General features: G+C 73.7%; 17 protein-coding genes and 1 riboswitch. Of the genes, 6 read left to right on the top strand and 11 right to left on the bottom strand.

All coding sequences use genetic code 11. From position 1 onward, the window contains the following. Nucleotides 1–31: 31 nt before the first annotated feature. A complete protein-coding gene (locus ABT008_RS05365; RefSeq protein WP_350693816.1) occupies nucleotides 32–1,249 on the bottom strand; it encodes a DUF8814 domain-containing protein in 1,218 nt (405 codons plus the stop codon). Between the two features lie 111 nt (nucleotides 1,250–1,360). On the opposite strand from ABT008_RS05365, the gene ABT008_RS05360 reads away from it, so the two are divergent. Both ABT008_RS05360 and ABT008_RS05355 read left to right on the top strand, forming a co-directional pair. Continuing rightward, the gene (locus tag ABT008_RS05360) at nucleotides 1,361–2,176 is read left to right on the top strand and encodes a zinc finger domain-containing protein (RefSeq protein WP_350693815.1); all 816 of its coding nucleotides are present in this window, start codon (nucleotides 1,361–1,363) and stop codon (nucleotides 2,174–2,176) included. Nucleotides 2,177–2,423: 247 nt separating this feature from the next. Further along, nucleotides 2,424–6,209: a hypothetical protein gene (locus ABT008_RS05355; RefSeq protein ID WP_350693814.1), complete on the top strand. Its 3,786-nt coding sequence runs from the start codon at nucleotides 2,424–2,426 to the stop codon at nucleotides 6,207–6,209. A 729-nt stretch (nucleotides 6,210–6,938) separates the two neighbouring features. Here ABT008_RS05355 and pspM read toward each other — a convergent pair. The 7 genes from pspM to ABT008_RS05320 all read right to left on the bottom strand — a co-directional run bounded on the left by pspM (nucleotide 6,939) and on the right by ABT008_RS05320 (nucleotide 13,242). Next, nucleotides 6,939–7,721 carry a phage shock envelope stress response protein PspM gene (pspM, locus tag ABT008_RS05350; protein ID WP_350693813.1) on the bottom strand — a complete coding sequence of 261 codons (783 nt, stop codon included), beginning with the start codon at nucleotides 7,719–7,721 and terminating at the stop codon, nucleotides 6,939–6,941. A gap of 22 nt (nucleotides 7,722–7,743) precedes the next feature. Then, entirely contained in the window at nucleotides 7,744–8,616 is an 873-nt protein-coding gene (locus ABT008_RS05345) for a PspA/IM30 family protein (RefSeq protein ID WP_350693812.1), read from the bottom strand. Between the two features lie 204 nt (nucleotides 8,617–8,820). Then, complete coding sequence (locus ABT008_RS05340; protein ID WP_350693810.1) at nucleotides 8,821–9,279, bottom strand: helix-turn-helix domain-containing protein; 459 nt, start codon at nucleotides 9,277–9,279, stop codon at nucleotides 8,821–8,823. Between the two features lie 125 nt (nucleotides 9,280–9,404). Continuing rightward, on the bottom strand, nucleotides 9,405–9,893 hold the full coding sequence (locus ABT008_RS05335; RefSeq protein ID WP_350694088.1) for a CinA family protein: 489 nt from the start codon (nucleotides 9,891–9,893) through the stop codon (nucleotides 9,405–9,407). Between the two features lie 85 nt (nucleotides 9,894–9,978). Continuing rightward, nucleotides 9,979–10,572 (bottom strand): CDP-diacylglycerol--glycerol-3-phosphate 3-phosphatidyltransferase, encoded by a 594-nt coding sequence (pgsA, locus tag ABT008_RS05330; protein ID WP_350693808.1) that lies wholly within the window; start codon nucleotides 10,570–10,572, stop codon nucleotides 9,979–9,981. A 56-nt stretch (nucleotides 10,573–10,628) separates the two neighbouring features. Beyond that, nucleotides 10,629–12,164 (bottom strand): 30S ribosomal protein S12 methylthiotransferase RimO, encoded by a 1,536-nt coding sequence (gene rimO / locus ABT008_RS05325; protein ID WP_350693806.1) that lies wholly within the window; start codon nucleotides 12,162–12,164, stop codon nucleotides 10,629–10,631. A gap of 154 nt (nucleotides 12,165–12,318) precedes the next feature. Continuing rightward, a complete protein-coding gene (locus ABT008_RS05320; RefSeq protein ID WP_350693804.1) occupies nucleotides 12,319–13,242 on the bottom strand; it encodes an ornithine cyclodeaminase family protein in 924 nt (307 codons plus the stop codon). A gap of 93 nt (nucleotides 13,243–13,335) precedes the next feature. Continuing rightward, nucleotides 13,336–13,401, top strand: a riboswitch (guanidine-III (ykkC-III) riboswitch). 60 nt (nucleotides 13,402–13,461) lie between these two features. Between ABT008_RS05320 and ABT008_RS05315 the strand changes: the two genes are divergently transcribed. Together ABT008_RS05315 and ABT008_RS05310 are read left to right on the top strand one after the other, a co-directional pair. Continuing rightward, nucleotides 13,462–13,776 carry a DMT family transporter gene (locus ABT008_RS05315; RefSeq protein WP_350693802.1) on the top strand — a complete coding sequence of 105 codons (315 nt, stop codon included), beginning with the start codon at nucleotides 13,462–13,464 and terminating at the stop codon, nucleotides 13,774–13,776. An 82-nt stretch (nucleotides 13,777–13,858) separates the two neighbouring features. Next, the gene (locus tag ABT008_RS05310; protein WP_350693800.1) at nucleotides 13,859–14,101 is read left to right on the top strand and encodes a hypothetical protein; all 243 of its coding nucleotides are present in this window, start codon (nucleotides 13,859–13,861) and stop codon (nucleotides 14,099–14,101) included. 128 nt (nucleotides 14,102–14,229) lie between these two features. Here the strand turns inward: ABT008_RS05310 and ABT008_RS05305 are convergent, their stop codons facing one another. Continuing rightward, a complete protein-coding gene (locus tag ABT008_RS05305) occupies nucleotides 14,230–16,683 on the bottom strand; it encodes an FtsK/SpoIIIE family DNA translocase (protein WP_350693799.1) in 2,454 nt (817 codons plus the stop codon). A 113-nt stretch (nucleotides 16,684–16,796) separates the two neighbouring features. Between ABT008_RS05305 and ABT008_RS05300 the strand changes: the two genes are divergently transcribed. Further along, nucleotides 16,797–17,264 (top strand): type III secretion system chaperone family protein, encoded by a 468-nt coding sequence (locus tag ABT008_RS05300; protein WP_350693798.1) that lies wholly within the window; start codon nucleotides 16,797–16,799, stop codon nucleotides 17,262–17,264. Then, nucleotides 17,261–19,021 (top strand): YbjN domain-containing protein, encoded by a 1,761-nt coding sequence (locus ABT008_RS05295; protein WP_502890344.1) that lies wholly within the window; start codon nucleotides 17,261–17,263, stop codon nucleotides 19,019–19,021. Before ABT008_RS05300 ends, ABT008_RS05295 begins: the two co-directional genes overlap by 4 nt. 57 nt (nucleotides 19,022–19,078) lie before the next feature. Here ABT008_RS05295 and ABT008_RS05290 read toward each other — a convergent pair whose 3' ends face one another. Together ABT008_RS05290 and ABT008_RS05285 are read right to left on the bottom strand one after the other, a co-directional pair. Then, on the bottom strand, nucleotides 19,079–20,263 hold the full coding sequence (locus ABT008_RS05290; RefSeq protein WP_350693797.1) for a S1 family peptidase: 1,185 nt from the start codon (nucleotides 20,261–20,263) through the stop codon (nucleotides 19,079–19,081). 71 nt (nucleotides 20,264–20,334) lie between these two features. After that, nucleotides 20,335–22,026 (bottom strand): ribonuclease J, encoded by a 1,692-nt coding sequence (locus ABT008_RS05285; RefSeq protein WP_350693796.1) that lies wholly within the window; start codon nucleotides 22,024–22,026, stop codon nucleotides 20,335–20,337. Nucleotides 22,027–22,075: the final 49 nt, after the last annotated feature.

The raw sequence follows: 22,075 nt of genomic DNA, 5'->3' as shown, positions 1-22,075 counted from the left end.
GAGGACACCGGCCCGGCTCCGCGCGCGGAGTTCAGCAGCGCGGCACCGTGGGGCCCCAGACCGCCGAGACGTACGCGTGGCTGACGAACTGCCCGCTGGCGAGACGGTTCCATCGGTTGGTGGTGCGGTACGGCCCGGTCACGGTCTGCCCGGTCACGTAGCACTCGACCGGTACGTGGGCGTAGCGGGCGGCCAGCCCCCGGCTGGCGTAGTTGGTGCCGGCTCCGGCGCGCACGTTCAGCGGCCCGTCGCCGATCACGGCGCGGCTGCCGGTGCCGGTCCACAGGTAGGCCACGTCGACCCAGGCGTTGGTGGTCAGTTGCAGCCCGTCCCAGAAGGTGCCGTCGGCGAGGTCGATCCCGGCGGGGTTCAGCACCGTACGGCCGAACTGGTCCCGCCCGCCGTGGTAGCCGTTCTGGTAGGCGGCCTGTGCCTGCGGACGACCCTGCGGCAGGTCCTTCCAGTTCTCCCGGACGGCACTGGGGTTCCAGTAGTCGTCCCGGGTGTTCCACGGTCCGACGTCCCAGACCGGCGCGTACGTGCACCGACTGCCGCTGGTGGTGCAGACCCGGACGGTGTAGTCGCCGCTGTTGCGCGGCGAGAGACTCCGCCGCGACGGCAGCGCCACGAAGTGGTCGCGGGGCGCGACCGTGTGCCCGTTGGCGGTCACCTCGCCGACCAGCCCGATCCGGGTGGTGAAGACGCGGTAGATCCGGCCGGGCGTGGCGGCGGCGACGGCCACCCCGCCGGTGTCGGCGGTGAACCGGACGGCGCGGACCTCGGCGGTGGCGCCCGCCGGACCGCCGGTGAGCACCACCCGGGTCTGCACCCGGGCGACGGGACGGTCGAAGACCGCCGCCGGGACGGCGTCGCGCCATTCCGTCCAGCCGCTGTCGTGCCAGCCGCGCACCTGGGCGCTCACGGTGGCACCGGACCGGGCGGTGGCGGTGACCTCGGCCCGGAACCGGGTGGCCGGGCGGGTCAGGGGATACGGCGCGGTCACCAGCATCCCCTCGGCGACAGCGCTGCGGCGGGCCGGTACGCCGGGTGGCCGGGCGTCGGTCAGCCGCAGCCCGGACCGGGTGTGCCGGACGTTGACGTCGTCGGCGTCGACGGTGGACAGGTTGGCGTTCCAGGTGTCGGCGCGGGCGGCCGAGGCGGGCGTGGGCGGTGCCAGGGTGACGGCCAGGACAGCGGCCAGGACGGCGGCCGGCGCGGTCGCCAGCCCTGATAGACGAATGCCATTCATTCGTTTTCCTCCTCAGATCTCCCCGATAATGCCTATATAGGGAGATCGAACCGAAGTGCCATACAAATAGCGATACATGCGAATTCGGTTCGACTGAGGGAGGATGGTGGCGTGCCCGAAGGTGACACCGTCTGGAACACCGCCCGCGTCCTGGACCGCGCCCTGGCCGGCGCCCGGCTGACCGGCAGCGACTTCCGGGTGCCCCGGCTGGCCACCACCGACCTGACCGACTGGGCCGTACGTGGGTGCGCCAGCCGGGGCAAGCACCTGCTGCTCCGCCTGACCGCCCCGGCTGGCACCGGCACTCCCACCGCCACCGGCCCGGTGCACTGGACGCTGCACTCGCACCTGCGGATGGACGGCACCTGGCGGACGTACGCCCCCGGGGAACGCTGGACGGCCCGGCCGGCGCACCTGATCCGGGTGGTGCTGCGGGCCGCCGCCGCGACCGCCGTCGGCTACCACCTGCACGACGTGACACTGGTGCCCACCGCCGACGAGGACCGACTTGTCGGGCACCTCGGCCCCGACCTGCTCGGCACCGACTGGGATCCGGCCGAGGCGGTACGCCGACTCGGCGCGCATCCGGACACCGCGATCGGTGTCGCGCTGCTCGACCAGCGCAACCTGGCCGGGGTCGGCAACCTCTACAAGTGCGAGGTGTTGTTCCTGCGCGGCGTGCATCCGCGTACCCCGGTCCGCGAGGTGCCCGACCTCGACGGCCTGGTCCGGCTGGCGCAGGAGCTGCTGGCCGCGAACCGGGGGCGGTGGACGCAGAGCAGCACCGGCTCGTTACGGCGAGGCCAGACCAGTTACGTGTACGGCCGCCGGGCGCAGCCGTGCCGCCGCTGCGGTACGGCGATCCGCAAGGAGGAGTTGGGCGAACGGGTCACCTACTGGTGCCCGGTCTGCCAGCCCGCCGCCTGACTTCCGACGGCGTGGAAGTTCCGCCGCTCCGGACGCAAGTTCCACCAGTGTCTGCGCAGGTGGCGGGCCGGGTCGGAGTGGCGCAGCCGACACGCCGGGTGGTCGGCAGATAGGGACGATTGGGTACTTCCTAACCGCCCCCCGGTCGTCGCATGCTGCGGTTGAGCGCTCACGGAAAGTCAAAGTCGCGCGCCGAGCCTGCCACGTCGCGGTGGTGGCCGCCGCGCCCCGACCCCGGGGAGAGCCAATGGCCGTGTTCCGCAGATTCCGGTCGACCTGGCGGGATCGCGCCACCCGCAACGGCGAGTCGAGCCCGGGGGCCGTCCCCGAAGCCCGCACCGACCCGGACCACGCGGACCCCGGCTCCGTCCCGGCACCACAGGGCGCATCGTCTTCCCCGGCACCGCCCGCCCCGCCGCGGAGTGCGCGACCCGCCACGGCCCGAAGCGCATCCCCGGCGGAGGCGTCACCGCACGCGCCCGGCCGGACGGCACCGCACGCGCCGGCCCGGAGCGCGCCGGGCGAGCGACCGTCGGCTCCGGCCAGTCTGGACCCGGCGGCGGCGCCCCGGCTGTTCGGCGCGGTGCCGAACCACGCGTACAGTCCGCTGCCGGTGGTCGACTCCGACGGCGCGGTGGTGGGCGGCACCGGCATCCGCAAGTTCGTCGACCCGCTGCCCGGTCTCGGCCCGTTGGGGCGTACGCCGCTCGGCGCGCACCTGCCGGTCGCGGTGCCGGACACCATCAGCTACCCCGGCTGCGACTACTACGAGATCGGCCTCGCCGAGTACACCCAACGCCTGCACACCGACCTGCCGGCGACCCGGATGCGCGGCTACCGGCAACTGAACCTCGGCACCGACGTCGACGGGCACAACACGGTGGTCCCGCCCCGCCAGCCGTGGCACCTCGGGCCGGTGGTGCTGGCCCGACGCGGCCGACCCGTACGGATCAAGTTCATCAACCAGCTTCCCGCCGGGCCGGCCGGCGACCTCTTCCTGCCGGTCGACCCGACCGTGCCGGGGGCCGGGACCGGGCCGCTCGGCGGACCGGCACCGTACCCGCAGAACCGGGCGGTGCTGCACCTCAGCGGCGCGTCGACCGGTTGGGCCAGCGCCGGCAACCCGTGGCAGTGGATCACTCCGGCCGGGGAGATCACCCCGTACCCGACCGGGATCGGGCTGACGCACGTCCCCGACATGCCGCCCCCGGGGCAGGGCGCCACCACGCTCTACATCCCGAACGAGCAGAGCGGGCGGCTGCTCTGGTTCCACGACAACACCGCCGGGTTGTCCCGGCTGACCGTCTACTCCGGACAGGTGGCGCTCTATCTGCTCACCGACGAGGCGCAGGAGCGGCTCGTCGACGACGGGGTGCTGCCGAGCGAACAGTTCCCGCTGGTCTTCGAGGACAAGACCTTCGTGCCCGACGACGCGCAGCTCGCCACCCAGGACCCTACCTGGGACCGCAGCCGCTGGGGGACACGCGGCAGCCTCTGGCACCCGCACGTCTACCAGCCCCGGCAGGACCCGCACCGCCCCGAGGGCGTCAACCCGACCGGCCGCTGGGACTACGGCCCGTGGTCGCGTACCGCCGTGTCGGCCGGGCCGGAGGTCACCGCCGCCACCGTGGCCAACCCGCACCACGACCCGGTCACCGACCCGGACGAGCCACCGGAGGCGCCGGGCGTGCCGCACCCGAGCGCGGTGCCCGCCGCGTACGGGGACACGGTGCTGGTCAACGGCGCCGCGTACCCGTACCTGGAGGTGGAGCCGAAGGTCCATCGGTGGCGGATCCTGAACGCCTGCACCGACCGGTGGCTGAACCTCCAGCTCTACCGAGCCGCCTCGGACGCGCCGATGTGGACACCGGAGGGCAGGCTGGCCGACGCCGACGCGGGCGAGGTGCCGATGGTCGACGCGGTCCGGGCACCCGGCCGGCCGACGGGCTGGCCGACGGACGGCCGCCCCGGTGGCGTACCGGACCCGTCCGCCGCCGGACCGGAACTGATCCGGATCGGCAACGAGTGCGGCCTGCTGCCCGAGCCGGTGGTGATCCCGAACCGCCCGATCGGATTCCGATACGACCGGCGCGAGGCGACCGTGCTCAACGTCGACGGCCACGCCCTGCTGTTGGCTCCCGGCGAACGCGCCGACGTGCTGGTGGACTTCGCCGCCGTCGCGCCGGGCAGCACGTTGATCCTCTACAACGACGCCCCGGCACCGCTGCCCGCGTTCGACCTCCGACACGACCACCACACCGACGGCCCCGACCGCACCGCCGAGGGCGGCGCGCCACCGACCCGTCCCGGGTACGGCCCGAACACCCGCACCCTGGTGCAGTTCCGGGTGACCGGCTCCCCCGCGTCCCCGTACGACCTGGACCGGCTGCGCGAGCGGCTGCCCGGCGCGTACGCGGCCAGCCAACGTCCCCCGGTCGTGCCGCAACCCGCCTACGACGCCGGCTTCGGCACGGTCTCCGCGCCGACCCGGATCCCGGTGCACGCCGCCGCCGTCACGTTCACCCCGACCGGCGGCACCACACCGGTGACGCTGCCGCTGGCGGTCAAGGCCGTCCGGCAGGTCTTCGAACCCGGGCACGGGCGCGCCACCGGCCGCCTCGGCGTAGGCCACCCGCACGCCGGTCCGCTCGACGAGCCCACCCTGCCGCTCGGCCCCGCCGACCCGGCCACCGAGACCCTGCACGTCAGCGACCCGGCCGTCCCGATCGGCGCACCCGGTGACGGTACGCAGCTCTGGCGGGTACGCGGCACCGGCCGACACACCCACCCGGTCCGCTTCGACGGCCTCGACGTGCAGGTGGTCAGCCGGGTCGGCCGCGACGGTCGAATCCGGCCACCGCACCCCGGCGAACTCGGCTGGAAGCAGGTCGTCCGGGTCGACCCGGGCGAGGACGTGCTGGTCGCGCTCCGCCCCGAGGCCCCGCCGCTGCCGTTCAAGCTCGGCGACAGCATCCGGCTGCTCGACCCGACCCGACCGGCCGGCGTACCCACCGGCTCCACCGAGATCAGCCCGCTCGACGGGCGTCCCGCCTCGGTGGTCAACCGCCTGGTCAACCTGGGTTGGGAGTACCGCTGGGGCAGTGCCGCGGCGGGCCTTCGCGACCAGGGCATGAGCCGCCCGCTGGTGGTCCGCGTCGCGCCCCGCTCTCCCACCGGCCTGAACGCCACCCCGGCCCCCGGCTCGGCCACCGCCCTGCCGGCGATCAACCTGACCTGGACCGGCAACGGCAGCCTGCCCGCCGCCACCAGCCACCTGCTGCACCGGGCCACCGACTCCACCTTCGCCGGCGGCCTCACCGAGATCACCGTGGCCGGCACCGCCACCCGCTACACCGACGCCACCATCACGCCCGGCGTCACCTACCACTACCGCCTGCGCGCGGAGAACACCGTGAGCTGCTCCGCCTGGTCGAACAGCGTCCCGGCCGCGGTGCAGCTCACCGCCCCCACCGGCCTGACCGCCACCATCCCACCGGCCGCCCCGCTCCGGGCCGCGCTGCGGTGGGCCAACCGCTCCTTCGCCACCGGCATCGACGTGCAGCGGGCCACCAACCCCACCTTCACCAGCGGCCCCGGCACCACCGCCATCGGCGTCGGCGACCACCACCTGGACACCGCGCTCGCCCCCGACACCACCTACTACTACCGGGTACGCACCACCTACCTGGGCGTCGCCTCGCCTTGGTCCACCGTGGCCACCGTGGTCACCCCTCCGGTGCCCGGCGTACCCACCGCGGTCAGCGTCGCCACCAGCACCCCCGACCCGGACACCGCGACCGTCGTACTCGGTTGGGCGGCGAGCACCCCCACCGGCGCGGGAGCCGGCTTCACCGTGGAACGCGCCCTGGACGCCGCGTTCACCCGCGAACTGGCGACGTTCACCGTCACCGGACGCGGCTTCACCAACACCGGCCTGGCCCGAGGCGTCACCTACCACTACCGGATCCGCTCGTTCAACGTGGTGGCCGCGTCCCCGTACACCGGCCCCATCCCAGTGACCACCCCGAAGTAGCCCGGTGGCCCCCCATGTCCCGCCCCGCATGCCCGCCAGCCCCGCATGCCCGCCGCCCCACATGCCCGCCAGCCCCGCATGCCCGCTGGCCCCGGCGATCATGGAGTTGTGGCTGCGACAAAAGGTGCACATCGCCAGGTAATCACGACCTCAACTCCATGATCGACGTGTCAAGGGAGACGGCGGCCAGGTGGGGACGACGCGCTCGGCAGGCTTCGGGCGTGCCGGGGGCGGTGGGTAGATCTGTTGTCGCCATGGCGACAACAGATCTACCCACCCACCTCCTCAGGCGCGACGGCACGGCGGCAACCGCCCGATTTGCCGCACGCGACGAACCCCAACTCCATGATCGGCAGGGCGACGTGCCTGCCCGCGCACGGGCGCAGCGGCATCAGCGTCGCGCCCGGACGACGACGAGAGATGTGACCAGCCCGGACAGACGGACCCGACCGGCGACGAGCCGTTCGGGCGACGACAGCTCCGACCAGCCCGGGCAAGGGGTCCGACCGGCGACGAGCCGCTCGGACGACGACAACCCGGACCAGCAGGCCCAACCAGCGACGACGACAGGTACGACCGGCCCGGACCGACGCGATCCAACGGGCACGGACCGACGCGAGATCCAACCGGCACGGACCGACGGATACAGCCAGCACGGACCGACGCGATCCAACGAGCACGGACCGAGGGGTCCAACCGGTGCGGACGCCGACGACGGGAGTCCGGCGGTCAGGAAGTGGTGGCGGGGCGGCCGACGGCCCGTAGCTCCGACAGCGCCGACGCGAAGCCGTGCAGCATGTCCGTGGCCTCGGTCAGCCGCGCCGCGGAAGGGTGCTCGCTGTTCGGCCGGTACTCCTCGGCCAGGTAACCGGCCGCCGCCACGACCAGCCGCTCGTACGCCCCCACACCGGCGTCCAACTGCCCGGTCAGCGCCTCGTGCGCCTCGGTGAGCGCGGGACGCGCGTCCGGGGGCGCGAGGCGGACCGCGCGTTCCACGCTCGCCACCCGGTTCGCCAGTTCGCGCAGCGACTGCTCGGCCACGGCAGCCTCGGCGACGGCGGGTTCGGCGAAGCCGGTCAGCCGGCCGCCCATCGACGCCAGGGTCGACGCCGCCCGGTCCAGCCGTTCCCACGGCTGGGCCGCGCTGGTGCCGCGCAGGGCACCACGGGACCGTGCCCGGCGCACCTCGGCCACCACCCCGGCCCCGACCGGTAGCCGTTCCACGGCGGCGACCAGACGGGCGCGGCTGCGGGCGGCGGCCTGGGCGGGGTCGAGGGCGGGTGGGGCGGGCTGGGCGGACAGCGCCCGCAGGTCCACCCAGCGCCAGGCGGCCAGGGCGGTGGAGGCGCCTGCGGCGGCGGCCCAGAAGGCGTCGGCGAGGCCGATGCCGGCGTACGGGGTCAGGATGACGGTGGCGCCGCCGAGCCCGCCGGCCAGTACGCTCCACCGGCGGGCGGAGCGACGGAGCTTGCCCAGCCGGCGGAAGTAGCGGGTGCGCTCGTCTGCTGCCACCGTCGCCTCCTTGACGCCTCGGTCAGCCGGCGGCGCTGGCGTCGCCGGTGTTGCGATCCCGGTTCATGCTGGCCCGCAGCTCGTCGAGGCGGGCCACGCCCGGGTCGTTGGTCTGTGCCGCCTGCTGCTGGCCGCCACCGACGGCGTTCTGGTCGGCGGTGCCGCCGAGCTGCTCACCGGCCATGCTGGCGCGGATCTGGTCGAGTCGGGCCGACCCGGCCACGTCCAGCGTAGCCTTCTGGATCTCCAGCATCCGGCCCTCGGCCGAGTTGCCGGCCAGCTCGGCGCGGCCCATGGCGGTGGAGTAGCGGCGTTCGATGCGGTCGCGGACCTCGTCCAGGCTGGGCGTGCTGCCGGGGGCGGTGAGCGCCGACATGGACTCCAGCGAGGAGGCCACGGTCTCCTGCATCTTGGCCTGCTCGAGCTGGCTGAGCAGCTTGGCGCGCTCGGCGAGCTTCTGCTGGAGGATCATCGAGTTGTTCTCGACCGCCCGGCGGGCCTGGCCGGCGGCGGCGAGCGCCTGGTCGTGCAGGGTCTTGAGGTCCTCGGCGGCCTGCTCGGAGGAGACGAGCTGGCTGGCGAGAGTCTGTGCGGACTGCTCGTAGCGGCCGGCCTCGGTCTCGTCGCCCTTGGCGCGGGCCTGGTCGGCGAGGACCAACGCCTGCCGGGCGTTGCTCTGCAACCGCTCGACGTCGGACATCTGCCGGGAGAGCTTCATCTCCAGCTGCCGCTGGTTGCCGATCACCGCGGCCGCCTGCTGCACGAGCGCCTGGTGTTGCCGGTGCGCCTCGTCGATCGCCTGCTGGAGCTGCACCTTGGGATCGGCGTGCTCGTCGATTCGGGCGCCGAAGAGCGCCATCAGGTACTTCCAACCCTTGACGAACGGGTTCGCCATCTCCGCCGTATCCCCTCAGTCACGTCGCTGCGCCAACCGCCATGGCCGGCCGGCCCAGCTCGGCCACCGGCGATGGTGGGTCCATCGTCCCAGCCGAGCGCCAGCACGGCATCCGTACCGGCGCGAGGGGGACGCTGCGATCAACCCTACGCGGCGGTCGCCACCTCGACCATCGGCCGGCGGCTCACGCGGTGTGGAACACGCTCAGGCGGCGCAGACCACGTCCCGCTCGGTGCGCTCGGTGGACCGGACCCGGGTGCTGCGCAGGGTCGCCTTGAGCGGGGACTCCTGGCGCACCGCGACCGCGACGGAGCCGTCCGAGCTGACCTGGCGTACGGGTCGACCGGTGGACTTGTGCACCGCCGTCGCGCCGACCGGAGTCGCCTCGGCCGGCTCGTCCTGCACCGGCACCAGCACGCCCGGTAGCTGCTCGGCGAGGGCGACGGTGTCGCTGACCTCGCGCAACAGCTCGGACAGGCGAGCGCCGAGCGCGTCGCAGATCGCGGCGAGCAGTTCGCTGGAGGGTTCCTTGTGGCCGCGTTCGATCTCGGACAGGTAGCCCAGGCTGACGTTGGCGGCGGAAGAGACCTCGCGCAGCGTGCGGTGCTGCCCCTGCCGGCGCGCCCGTAGTGCGTCACCGATCACCCGGCGTAGCAGGACCATCGCACCTCCCCTGAGGGACACAGTTCGCCCGGCCGCCGGCCCGGTGGTGCGCACCGGCTCCGACTGTCGGAGCTTTCCCGCAACCGTACCCGTTGCGGGCCGCCACGACATCCCGCCCCGCCCTCCTAGCTTGCGGCGGCGACGTCCCGCTCCACGTGGGCGGCGACCATTCGAAGCGCCTCGGTGACCGTTTCACCCCGAATATGGTCCCGGCTACCGTCCAGGTGGAGTTCGCGTACCTCGTTGCCGTAGGGACCGGCGACCGCGACGTAGACCAGCCCGACCGGCTTGCCGTCCTGCGGCTCCGGCCCGGCGACCCCGGTGGTGGCCAGGCCCCAGTCGGCACCGCAGCGCTTCCGCCCGCCCTCGGCCAGGGCGGCGGCGACGTCGCCGTCCACCGGGCCGCGCTCCGCCAGCAGATCCGCCGGCACGTCGGCGAGCTGCTCCTTCAGCTCGGTCGCGTACACCACCAGCCCGCCCCGGTAGACCGCGCTCGCCCCGGCGACCTCCACGATCGTGGCGGCCAGCAGTCCACCGGTCAGCGACTCGACGGTGGCGAGGGTCTCCCGCCGCTCGGTGAGCCGGTGCACCACGCCGGCCGCCGCGCTGCCCATCTGTCCTTCGCCTTCTCTGACACCCACGCTCTGCATCCTTCCCGACAAGTGGGCGGTCTACTCGCCGCACCGCCGGGGCGGACGGTCAGCGGGTCCGCCGCAGCCGCAGGGCCTGGGCGATGTAGTCGAACCCGGTGGCCACCGTCACCGCGACCGCCGCCGCCATGATCCACGGGCCGATCGCGGCCAGGCCGTCGGGCATCGGCCAGAGGTACCAGGTGATGGCGAGGATCTGGAGCGCCGTCTTGACCTTGCCGCCCCGGCTCGCCGCGATCACCCCGCGCCGGATCACCCAGAAGCGCAACGCGGTGATGCCCAGCTCGCGGGCGAGGATGACCACCGTCACCCACCAGGGCAGTTGGGCGTACCAGGAGAGCAGCAGCAGGGCGGCGCCGGTGAGCGCCTTGTCCGCGATCGGGTCGGCCACCTTGCCGAACGCGGTGACCAGCGAGAACCGGCGGGCGATCCAGCCGTCGACCAGGTCCGTCGCCGAGGCCACCACGAAGATCACGCAGGCGACGCTGCGCCACCCGGCGTGCGTCATGCCGGAGACCACCACACAGGCGGCGAAGACCGGTACGAGCAGCAGCCGCAGCCCGGTCAGCGCGTTGGCGGCGTTGACCACCGGGACCACCCGGGCCACCACGGGCAGCGGGGTGGACTCCGTCGCCTCGGTCATCGGCGCGTTCTCCGGCAGCACACCTGGTCGCTCCCCCGCTTCGTCCTGGTCGGCGGTCACCGTGTCGCGCCGGGCGCCGCCGAGATCATCTCATCGGGTACGGCGACCAGGTCGACGCCTTCGGTGTCGGTGACGGTGGCCCGGACCAGGTCACCGGGGCGCAGCGCGGCCAGGTCGACCCCGCCGCCGTCCGGGGCGACCAGGGTGGTCGAGCCGTCCACCTCGGGAGCCTGGTGTGCGGCCCGCCCCTCGACCACGCCGCCGTCGACCGAGTCGACCAGCACCTCGACCGTGGCGCCGAGACGGTCCTCGGCCCGCTGCGAGCACAGCTCGTCGGCGAGGGCGCTGAGCTTGTCGTACCGGCGCTTGATGGTGGCGGCGGAGACCTTGCCGGGCAGTCCGGCGGCCTCGGTGCCGTCCTCGTCGCTGTAGTCGAAGACCCCGATCGCGTCGAGCCGGGCCTCGGTGAGGAAGCGGACCAGCTCGTCGTAGTCGGCGCGGGTCTCACCGGGGAAGCCGACGATGAAGTTGCTCCGCGCGCCGGCCTCCGGGGCCAGGGCCCGTGCCGAGGCCAGCAGTTCCAGGAAGCGGTCGGTGGAGCCGAAACGCCGCATCCGGCGCAGCACCGGCTCGCTGGAGTGCTGGAACGACAGGTCGAAGTAGGGCGCCACGCCGGGCGTGGTGGCGATCGCCTCGACCAGACCGGGCCGGGTCTCGGCCGGCTGGAGGTAGCTGACGCGGACCCGGACGATGCCGTCGATCACCGCGAGCTGCGGCAGCAGCTTCTCCAGCGCGCGGGGGTCGCCCAGGTCCTTGCCGTACGACGTGGAGTTCTCGCTGACCAGCACCAGCTCGCGGACACCGCTCTTGGCCAGCCACTCCGCCTCGGCGAGCAGCTCGTCCGGCGTACGCGAGACGAACGCGCCCCGGAACGCCGGGATCGCGCAGAACGTGCAGCGCCGGTCACAGCCGCTGGCCAGCTTGAGCGAGGCCACCGGGCCGCTGTCCAGGCGGCGACGCAGCACCGGACGCAGGTGCGCCGGGGTGTGCTCGTCCACCTCGGCCACCGTGCCGTGGCCGGGCAGCGACACCGTGCTGTCCCGCCGGGCGACCGGGGTAAGCGGCAGCAGTTCCCGCCGGTCGCGGGGGGTGTGCGCGGCGAAATCCCGCCCGGCGACGACCGCGTCCAGCCGGGCCGCGATGTCCGGGTAGTCGTCGAAGCTGAGCACCGCCTGCGCCTCGGGGAGGCTGTCGGCCAGCTCCCGGCCGTACCGCTCGGCCATGCAGCCGGCCGCGACCACCTTGGCCCCGGTGTCGGCGGCGGCCAGCAGCGTCTGGATCGAGTCCTGCTTGGCCTTCTCCACGAAGCCGCAGGTGTTGACCACCACCACGTCGGCGCCCTCGCCGTCGGTGGTCACCTGCCAGCCGTCGGCGTGCAGGCGGGCGGCCAGCTCTTCCGAGTCGACCTCGTTACGGGCACAGCCCAGGGTCAGCAGGGCGACCCGGCGGCCGTCGGCGGGCTGCTCCGGGTCGCGGGGCGACGCCGGACGCACCGCCTGGGAGTCGTCGACAGGAGAGGTGGCAGACACCATCCGAGGGTACCGGGCCACCGGCCCCCGACCGACAGCCCGGCCGGCTCCCGCCCCACCGGACACCGACGGGCCGGGCGGGCTCGGGCCGACCGGGCAGGGCTCGGGCCGACGGGCAGGACTCGGGCCGACCGACCGGGCACGGCAGGGCCGGACGTCAGGCGGCCGGGGCGAGGACCGAGACCAGGCGGTCGAGCAGGAACACCTCGGTGCCGGCCAGGCCGACGGAGCAGAAGACCGAGATCTGGTCCGCGTCGGTGCGGCCGGGTGCCGTGTCGGCCAGCACCGCGCCCAGGTCGCCCAGGCGGGCGGCGTACGGCGGCTGGGCGGCGAGCATCGGCGGGACGTACGCGCCGGCCTGCTCCGGAGAGTCGCTGGCCAGCACGGCGGCGGCGTCCAGCAGGTCGGTGCCGAACTCGGCCCGGTCGCACTGCTTGAAGCCGACCGCGTTGACGTGCGTACCCGGGGAGACGTCGGCGGCGGTCAGCACCGGCGTGGTGGACGTGGTGGCCAGCACCACCACGTCCCGGTCCCGGGTGGCCCCGCGCACGGTGTCCACCGCACGAGCCGGGATGCCGAGTTCGGCGCGGACCCGGGCGGCGAACGCCTCCCGGCGGGCCACCGAGCGGCTGTGCACGGTCACCTCGCGCAGCGGTCGGACCGCCGCGGCGGCCCACACCTGGGTCCAGGCCATCCGGCCGGCACCGATCACGCCGAGCGAGGCGGCGTCCGGGCGGGCCAGCGCGTCCACCGCGACCCCACCGATCGCACCGGTACGCCGTGAGCCCAACTCCTCCCCCACCGCCACCGCCCGCACCACCCCGGTACGCCCGTCGTGCAGCACCACCACCTGCTCGGCGCCCGGGTGCCCGAAGGTGTCGTACGACCGGTAGCCGTACCACTCGTCGCGCAGGTGCCCGGCGGTCAGCACCATCCGGCCCCCGCCCAACGACGCGGCGGCCCGGGGCGGGGCCACCAGCCGTCCCTCGTAGGCGGCGAGCAGGGCGTGGCGCATCGCGTCGACGGTGGTCGCGGCGTCCAGCGCGGCGGCGACCTCCGGGTCGGAGATGAGGACCGTCATGCCTGCCATCGTGCAAGTTGAAGTCACGTTGAGGTCCACCCCCGGTGAGCGTTCTCACCCGAGCCGTCCGTCGCGTCCGGTGCTACGGTCGGTCCCGACGGCCCGCGTGGCCGTCCCGGACGAGTCGTGGGCGTACCCGGTGAGCCAAGACGCCCCGCGTGATGGACCCGACTCGTCCCGGCGCCCCGGTGGCCCGGGCGGCCCTGAAGAGGTGACCCGATGGCCTGGATCGCACTGGTGATCTCCGGACTTCTCGAAACGGCGTGGGCGATCGCCCTGGACCGCAGCGCCGGTTTCACCCGCCCCGTCCCCTCCGCGATCTTCGCGGTCACGCTGGTGCTCAGCATGGCCGGCCTGGCGTATGCGCTGCGCGAGATCCCGGTCGGCACCGGCTACGCGATCTGGGTCGGGATCGGCGCGACCGGCACCGCCCTGGTCGGCATGCTCGCGTTGGGCGAGTCGGCCAGCGTGCCCCGGCTGCTCTGCCTGCTGCTCGTCGTCGCCGGTGTGGTCGGGCTCAAGGTCTATCACTGATCCGTGTCCCGGCGTGCTGTTTGGACGGCACCCCGGCATGGGTACTGGCCGATCAACGACGAGTTGACCACCGGAGGAGATCATGGCCAACATGCACGCCGGCACCCGCCCGCGCACCAACGCCGCCCGCATCTGCACGATTGCAGGCTTCGTCTTCGCCGGTCTCGCGCTGTTCCTGTTCCCGCTGCTGTTCGGCCTGGTCGCCGTCGGGCTCGGGGTCGCCGGCGCGGTGCAGGGCGACAAGCCGCTCGGCTGGTACGCCGCCGGGGCGGGCGTGGCCGCGATCCTGCTCAACATGATCCTCGCGGCAGTCCTGCTCGGCTGACCCGCGACACCGCACACGAGGAAGGGCCCGCCGGACGTCCGGCGGGCCCTTCCTCGTGTGTCGGTCGGCCCGCAGTGGCGGTGCCGACGGGTCAGCCCGGCGGTGCCGAGGTCAGCCCGGTGCCGGGGTCAGCCCTCGGCGCCCCGCAGTCCCTCCAGGACCTCTTCCAGCTCGTCCGGCTTGATCAGCACGTCTCGGGCCTTGGAACCCTCGGAGGGTCCGACCACACCCCGCGTCTCCATCAGGTCCATCAGGCGACCCGCCTTGGCGAACCCGACCCGCAGCTTGCGCTGGAGCATCGAGGTGGAGCCGAACTGCGAGGTGACCACCAGCTCGACCGCCTGCACCAGCAGGTCCAGGTCGTCGCCGATGTCCTCGTCGATCTTCTTCTTGCTCTCCTGGGCGGCGGTCAGCACGTCCGAGCGGAACTCCGGCTCGCGCTGGTCCTTGCAGAACTTCACCACGTCGACGATCTCGCGCTCGGTGACCCAGGCGCCCTGGATCCGCACCGGCTTCGACGCGCCCATCGGCAGGAACAGGCCGTCGCCACGCCCGAGCAGCTTCTCCGCGCCCGGCTGGTCCAGGATGACCCGGGAGTCGGCCAGCGACGAGGTGGCGAACGCCAGGCGGGACGGCACGTTGGCCTTGATCAGGCCGGTCACCACGTCGACCGAGGGGCGTTGGGTGGCGAGCACCAGGTGGATGCCGGCGGCCCGGGCGAGCTGCGTGATCCGGACGATCGAGTCCTCCACGTCGCGCGGCGCGACCATCATCAGGTCGGCCAGCTCGTCCACGATCACCAGCAGGTACGGGTACGGGCGCATCTCCCGCTCGCTGCCCGGCGGCGCCTTGATCTCGCCGCTGCGGACCTTGCGGTTGAAGTCGTCGATGTGCCGGACCCCGTTGGCCGCCAGGTCGTCGTAGCGCATGTCCATCTCGCGGACCACCCACTCCAGCGAGTCGGCGGCCTTCTTCGCGTTGGTCACGATCGGGGTGACCAGGTGCGGGATGCCCTCGTAGCCGGTCAGCTCGACCCGTTTCGGGTCGATCAGCAGCAGCCGCACCTCGTCCGGCGTGGCCCGGGTCAGGATGGACATGAGCAGCGTGTTGAGGCAGCTCGACTTGCCCGCGCCGGTGGCGCCGGCGATCAGGATGTGCGGCATCTTGGCCAGGTTGGCCACCACGAATCCGCCCTCGATGTCCTTGCCGAGGGCCACCACCATCGGGTGGTGGTCGCTGGTGGCCGCCCGCGACCGCAGCACGTCGCCGAGCGCCACGTTCTCCGGGTCGGTGTTCGGGATCTCCACGCCGACCGCGCTCTTGCCCGGGATCGGGCTGAGGATGCGGACGTCCGGCGACTTCACCGCGTACGCGATGTTGCGGGAGAGCTGGGTGATCCGCTCGACCTTGACGCCGTGGCCCAGCTCGACCTCGTACCGGGTCACCGTCGGGCCCCGGGTGAAGCCGGTCACCGCCGCGTCCACGTCGAACTGGTCGAAGACGCCGGTCAGCGCCGCGATCACCTCGTCGTTGGCCTTGCTGCGGCTCTTCGGTGCGGCACCGTTGCTCAGCATGTTCGCCGGAGGCAGCGTGTAGTCCCCGGCCATCCCGGTCAACGCGAGCTGCTCGGCGCGGGTCGGCGCGGGCGAGTGCTCCGGCGGCTCGGCCGGCTTGCGGCTGGCCGGCACCCGGGACGGCGCCTTGCGCGGCAGGACCACGGTCTCCTGGAGGTCCACCCCGTCCAGGTCCTCGAAATCGTCCGGGTCGATCGGCGGAGGCGTCCGCTTCGCCGGCCGTCGTTTCGGCGGAGTGGCGGGCGTCTCGGCCTCGTCCTCCTCGTCGGTGCGGCCGATCACGGTCCCGGCCAGCAGGCCGAGCCGCTCGGGCACCTTGTTGATCGGCGTCGCGGTCACCACCAGCAACCCGAACACCAGCAGCAGAAGCAGCAGCGGCACGGCCACCCAGGCGGTGACCGCGCGCTCCAGCAGACTGCCCACGCCCGCGCCGATCAGGCCACCGGCGAAGTCCCGCTCGGTCGGGTCGGCCGGCTGCTGGCCGATGTGCAGCATCGCGGCGGTGGCGACCACCATGGAGCCCCAGCCGATCAGGCCGCGGCCCCGGTGCTCGGGGTCGCCGGGTTGCCGCATCAGCCGCCACGCGCCGATGCCGAGCAGGACCGGCACCACGATGGAGATGGCGCCGAGGAACAGCCGGATCGTGTCGGCGAGCTGGGCGCCCAGCGGACCGGCCCCGGAGAACCACAGTGCACCGGCGGTGAGCAGGGCGAAACCGATCACCAGCAGCCCGGCGCCGTCGCGGCGGTGCTCCGGGTCGATGTCGGCGGCGGAGGCGGCCTGCCGGCCGGTGGCGCGTACCGCCCACCCGACGCTGTGCGCCAGGCCCATCCACACCGCACGGACCGCACGGCCGACGTACGCCGCTGGGCCCGGTCCCCGGGCCGTGGTGCGACGCCGGACCGGCGCCCGGGTCTTCTTCGCCGGTTGGCGGGCACGACTGTTGTTCGTGCCACCGCGCGGCGACGCGCCGCGTCGGCGGCTCGCCTGAGAGGTACGGCCCGCCATAGCATCACCGTAACGGCGGGCCCCGGGATACGCCGGTCTTACTGGTCGCGTCCGCGTGTCGCAGCGCGGCCACCGCCGCATGCCGTGATATTCGCCCCACAGAAGGGTGCCCGATGGGGTCGCCGGAGTTCGAGGACGGACCGTTGGCCGGCCATCCGTCGGCGCTGCGGCCGTTGACGCACGACCTCGTCTCGGCCGTGCTGGCGCGCCGAGGGCACCCCGTCAGCGCCGACGGGGCCGCGCTGGTCGGCCGGTGGGCCGAGGGCCACATCTGGTTCCTGCGCGCCGGGGACGACGGCGAGATCCTCCAGGTACGCACCGTCGCCACGCCCGCGTTCGGCGTCGACCAGGTGCCCCGGCTGCACGAGTTCTGCAACACCTGGAACCACGACCTGTTCTGGCCCAAGGCGTTCGTGCACGTCGACGACGCCGGCCGGGCCCGGGTCTGCGGCGAGGTGATCACCGACCTGGAACGCGGCGTCACCCCGCACCAGCTCGACCGGCTGCTCGACCGGGGCATCTCCACCGGTCGCCGGCTGGCCGCCGAGGTCGGCCGGCTCGTCGGGTCGGAGCGGTCGTGACCGGCTGGCCGACCGGTCCCGGACGTGGCCGCCAGCGCAGCCGGACCACCACCGGGCCGTTCACCGGCGAACGGCCCGCCGACGCGCTGCACGACGCCCGGGACAGGCCGGACGGCGAGGCGCGGATCGCCGAACTGGAACGCGTCGCCGCCCTGGCCGAGGCCGCCGGTGACACCGCCACCGCCCGGGCCGCCTGGTCCGAACTGGTCGAGACGCACCTGCGCGGCGGCGAGCGGTGGCGGCTCTTCGAGCCCGTCCGGCGCTGCCTCGACGCCGCCGCCCGCGCCCGGCCGATCCCCGGCGACCCCGACGACGAGACGCTGCGCCGCTACCGCCGGTACGCCGCCGAAGCCCTGCTCGGCACCCCCCGCATCGGCCTGGACCAGGCCGCCCACCTGCTCGACACCAGCACGGACCCCGGGATGCTGGCGGCGGGCGGGGACGACGTGGACGCGGTGGTGGCGCAGGTGCGCTGCCGGATCGCCGACCACCTCGGCGACGAGCCCGCCGCCCGGCACTGGCTGCGCCGGTGGCAGGCCGCGCCCGCCGACCCGGCCGCCGGATGTCCCGACTGCCTGCCGGTACGCCGGGCCGAACTGCTCGCCGGCTGGGGCGACTGGACCGAGGCACTCGCCGCCGTCGCGTCCGTCCTGGACGGTCCGGGCGGCTGCACCGCCCAGCCGGAAGCGGCCCTGACCGGGGCACTGCTGCCCTGGCTGCGGGCCGGTGAGACGCACCGGGCCGCCCGCGCCCACGTGCGCGCGTACCGGCGGCACCGGGTCGAGCCCGACGGGTTCGGCCACCTCGCCACCCACCTGCGCTTCTGTGCCCTCGGCGGGCACCTCGGGCGCGGGCTGGCGATCCTGGTCGAGCAGTTGCCCCGGCTGGACCAGCCGCACGACGACCGGTCGGTGATGGAGTTCACCGCCGCCGGTGCGCTGGTCTGCGTCCGCGCCGCCGACGACGGCGACCGCCCGGTGCACCGACCGGGCTACCGGGGACGGCCGGCGGCGCAGGTCACGGTGAGCGCGCTCGGCGCCGAACTGCTCGCCGTCGCCACCGCCCTGGCCGGCAGCTTCGACGCCCGCAACGGCACCGGGCACCAGTCCGGCCGGATCGCCGCCTGGCTGTCCGAACGCCCGCTGGCCGAGCCGGTGCCGCTGCCCGGCGAGGACGGGATCGAGCCGGACGACGAGCCGTGGCCCGGCGATCCGGCTCCGACCGGATCCACCGACGGCGGGACCGGGGCCGAGGCCAGAACGGTCGACGGGACCGGGACCGAGGTCAGAACGGTCGACGGGACCGGGACCGAGATCACGTCGGGCGGCGCAGCCGGTCGGGCGGTGGACGAGATCGGCGCGCTGACGGTACGGATGATCACCGAGGCGCTGGACCGGCGGGGTGACGGGTACGCCCTGGATCCGACCGGCACCGTGCTCGGGCGTTGGGGCGACGCGGTGATCCAGTTCCGGCGGGCCGGGGAACGCGGGGAGATCCTGCACGCCCGGGTGGTCGCCGGTCGGCGGTTGCCGGCCGCCCGGCGCGCCGAGGCGTACGCGTTCTGCAACGGGTGGAACCGCGACCGGCTGCTGCCCAGCGCGTACGTGCACGATCCGGGCGAGGGCGAACTGGTGCTGGCCGGCGAGGTGACCACCGACCTGGCGTACGGGGTCGCCCCGGCACAGGTCACGGTGCTGGTCGACGCGGCGGTCCGCACCGGGGTCGCGTACGCGGAGGCGGTCGCCGCCCTGCCCTGAGCGGACATGCGACGGCCCGGCCGGACGTGGCGCGTCCGACCGGGCCGAAGGAGGAGATCAGCGTCGAGCGCCCAACGTGGCGAAGTTCTGCGTGGTGAGCAGCGTCAGGTTGTTGCGTTGCAGGATCTCGTTGACCGGCTGGTAGAACGTCGTGCCACCGCGTACGCAGTCGCCCGAGCCACCGGAGGTGACGCCCTGCGCCTGGTTGCCCGAGATCCACGAACCGCCCGAGTCACCGGGCTCGGCGCAGACGTTCGTCCGGACCAGACCGCTGACCAGACCCTCCGGGTAGCGGACGGTGGCGTTGCGCGCCTGCACGGTGCCGCAGCGCACGCCGGTGGTGGAGCCGGACCGGCAGATCGACGATCCGGCCGGCACCTCCTGCGAACCGGCGACCCGGGCGATGCCGCCCCGGAAGTCGGTCACCTCGGGCAGCACTCGGGTGTTCTGGTTGACCTGCACGAAGGCCCAGTCGTCGCCGGGGAAGGACGAGGCCCGGAACACGCCCTGCAACTCGCCGTCGGCGCCGGAGGTCCGGGCACCGACCCGGCCGCAGTGTCCGGCGGTCACGTAGCCGCCGACCACCGCGAAACCGACCGAGCAGCGGCCGGCGCCGACGAAGAACGGTTCCCCGCCACGGACGTCGGCGAAGAGGCGCGGCTGCTCCTCGGTGGCCATCCGGACCGCCTGGCGGGGTACGCCGGCACGGGCCACGAACTGCCAGCCGGCCGCTTCGGCACCCGGAGCGGCGAGCACCACCACGCTGTTGGTGGCGACGTCGACGTACCAGCCGGAGACGTTCTCGGCCCGCGCGGCGGTCCGGTCCATCCGGGTCTTGATCGCGTCGAGCTGCCCGACGCCGCGCTCCACGACCTTCGGCACCGCGCCGGTGGCGCGTACCCGCTGCGCCTGTGCCGCGTCGGCGACCGCGACGTTGAGCTGGCCGCCGTCGGCGCTCAGCCAGCTACCGGCGTAGTCCCCGCCGAGGTCCGACCGGAGCTGGTCGACGACCCCGCTCGCCCAGCGTTCGGTCTTCAGCCGCGCCGCGACCTGAGCCTGGTCCAGCCCCAGGTCGCGTCGCATGGCCTCGACCACCTCGGCGTCGGCGCCCGCCACGGCCTGGCCGGTCGGCGCGGCGCTCGGCGCGCTGCCGTCACCGGCGAAGGACGGCAGGGCCACCGCCGCCGCCGCGCCCACCGCCGCCACCACGACACCGATGGCTGTCAATCGTCTGCGGTCCATCCGCCATGCTCCTCCCGGCCGGCGCGGGGCACGCCTGCCGGATCGGAGTACGGGCGGATGGACCGAACGGTTCAGACTTCGACGACAGTGGGCACGATCATCGGCCGACGCCGGTAGGCGTCGTTGACCCACCGACCCACGGTGCGACGAACGATCTGCTGGAGCTGGTGCGGGTCGGTGATGCCGTCCGCGGCGGCCCTGTTCAGGGCCTCGGTCACCAGCGGGATCACCGCGTTGAACGCCTGCTGGTCCTCGGAGAAACCCTTGGCGGACACGGTCGGCCCGGCGACCACCTTGCCGGTCACCGAGTCCACCACCACCGTCGCGGCGATGAACCCACCGTCACCGAGGATGCGACGCTCGGTGAGCAGCGACTCGCTGACGTCACCGACGGCCAGGCCGTCGACGTAGACGTACCGGCTCTTGACCCGACCGACCAGACTGGCCCGGCCCTCCACCAGGTCGACCACGTCGCCGTCCTCGCAGAGCACCACCCGGTCGGCCGCCACGCCGGACTCGATGCCGAGCCGGGCGTGCGCCCGCAGGTGCCGCCACTCCCCGTGCACCGGCATCAGGTTGCTGGGCCGGACCACGTTGAGCAGATAGAGCAGCTCACCGGCGGGCGCGTGACCGGAGACGTGCACCTTGGCGACGTCCTTGTGCACCACCACGGCACCCGCCCGGGCCAGCCGGTTGATCACCCGGTAGACCGAGGTCTCGTTGCCCGGCACCAGCGACGAGGCCAGCACCACGGTGTCGCCCGGGGCGATGGTGATGTGCCGGTGGTCGCCGCTGGCCATCCGGCCCAGGGCGCTCATCGGCTCGCCCTGCGACCCGGTGGACATCAGCACGATCTGCTCGGGCGGCATCGACGTGGCCTCGTCCAGACCGACCACCAGGCCGGCCGGGATGTTGAGCAGCCCCAGGTCGCGGGCGATGCCCATGTTGCGGACCATGGACCGGCCGATCAGCGCGACCTTGCGGCCGTGCTCCAGCGCCGAGTCGAAGACCTGCTGCACCCGATGCACGTGCGAGGCGAACGAGGCGACGATGATCCGGCCGCGCGCCTTGGCGAAGATCGAGTCGAGGACCGGGCCGATCTCCCGCTCCGGGGTGACGAAGCCGGGGATCTCCGCGTTGGTGGAGTCCGACAGCAGCAGGTCCACGCCCTCGGCGCCGAGCCGGGCGAACCCGGCCAGGTCGGTGATCCGGCCGTCCAGCGGAAGCTGGTCCATCTTGAAGTCGCCGGTGTGCAGCACCAGGCCCGCCGGCGTACGGATGGCCACCGCCAGCGCGTCCGGGATCGAGTGGTTGACGGCGAAGAACTCGCACTCGAACGGGCCGAGCCGCTCCCGGCCGCCCTCGCGCACCGTCAACGTGTACGGCTGGATCCGCCGCTCCGCCAGCTTCGCCTCGACCAGCGCGAGGGTGAACTGGGAACCCACCAGCGGGATGTCCGGCTTGTGGGCGAGCAGGTACGGCACCGCGCCGATGTGGTCCTCGTGCCCGTGGGTCAGCACGATCGCCTGGATGTCGTCGAGCCGGTCGAGGATCGGACCGAAGTCCGGCAGGATCAGGTCGACACCGGGCTGCTCCACGTCGGGGAAGAGCACGCCGCAGTCGACGACCAGCAGCTTGCCGTCGTACTCGAAGACGGTCATGTTCCGGCCGATGGCGCCGAGCCCGCCGAGCGGGGTTATCCGCAGTCCGCCCTCCGGCAGCGGCGGGGGAAGTTGGGCCTCCTCGTTGTGCGCCTCGGTCACGCGTTCACCTCATTCTGCGACGCCGTCACCCGGCGTCCGTCGTGTCGTT

Origin of the sequence: Micromonospora sp. NPDC002389 (assembly GCF_040296095.1) — a bacterium.
GTDB lineage: Bacteria > Actinomycetota > Actinomycetes > Mycobacteriales > Micromonosporaceae > Micromonospora.
This window is presented reverse-complemented; position numbering and strand designations above follow the sequence as displayed.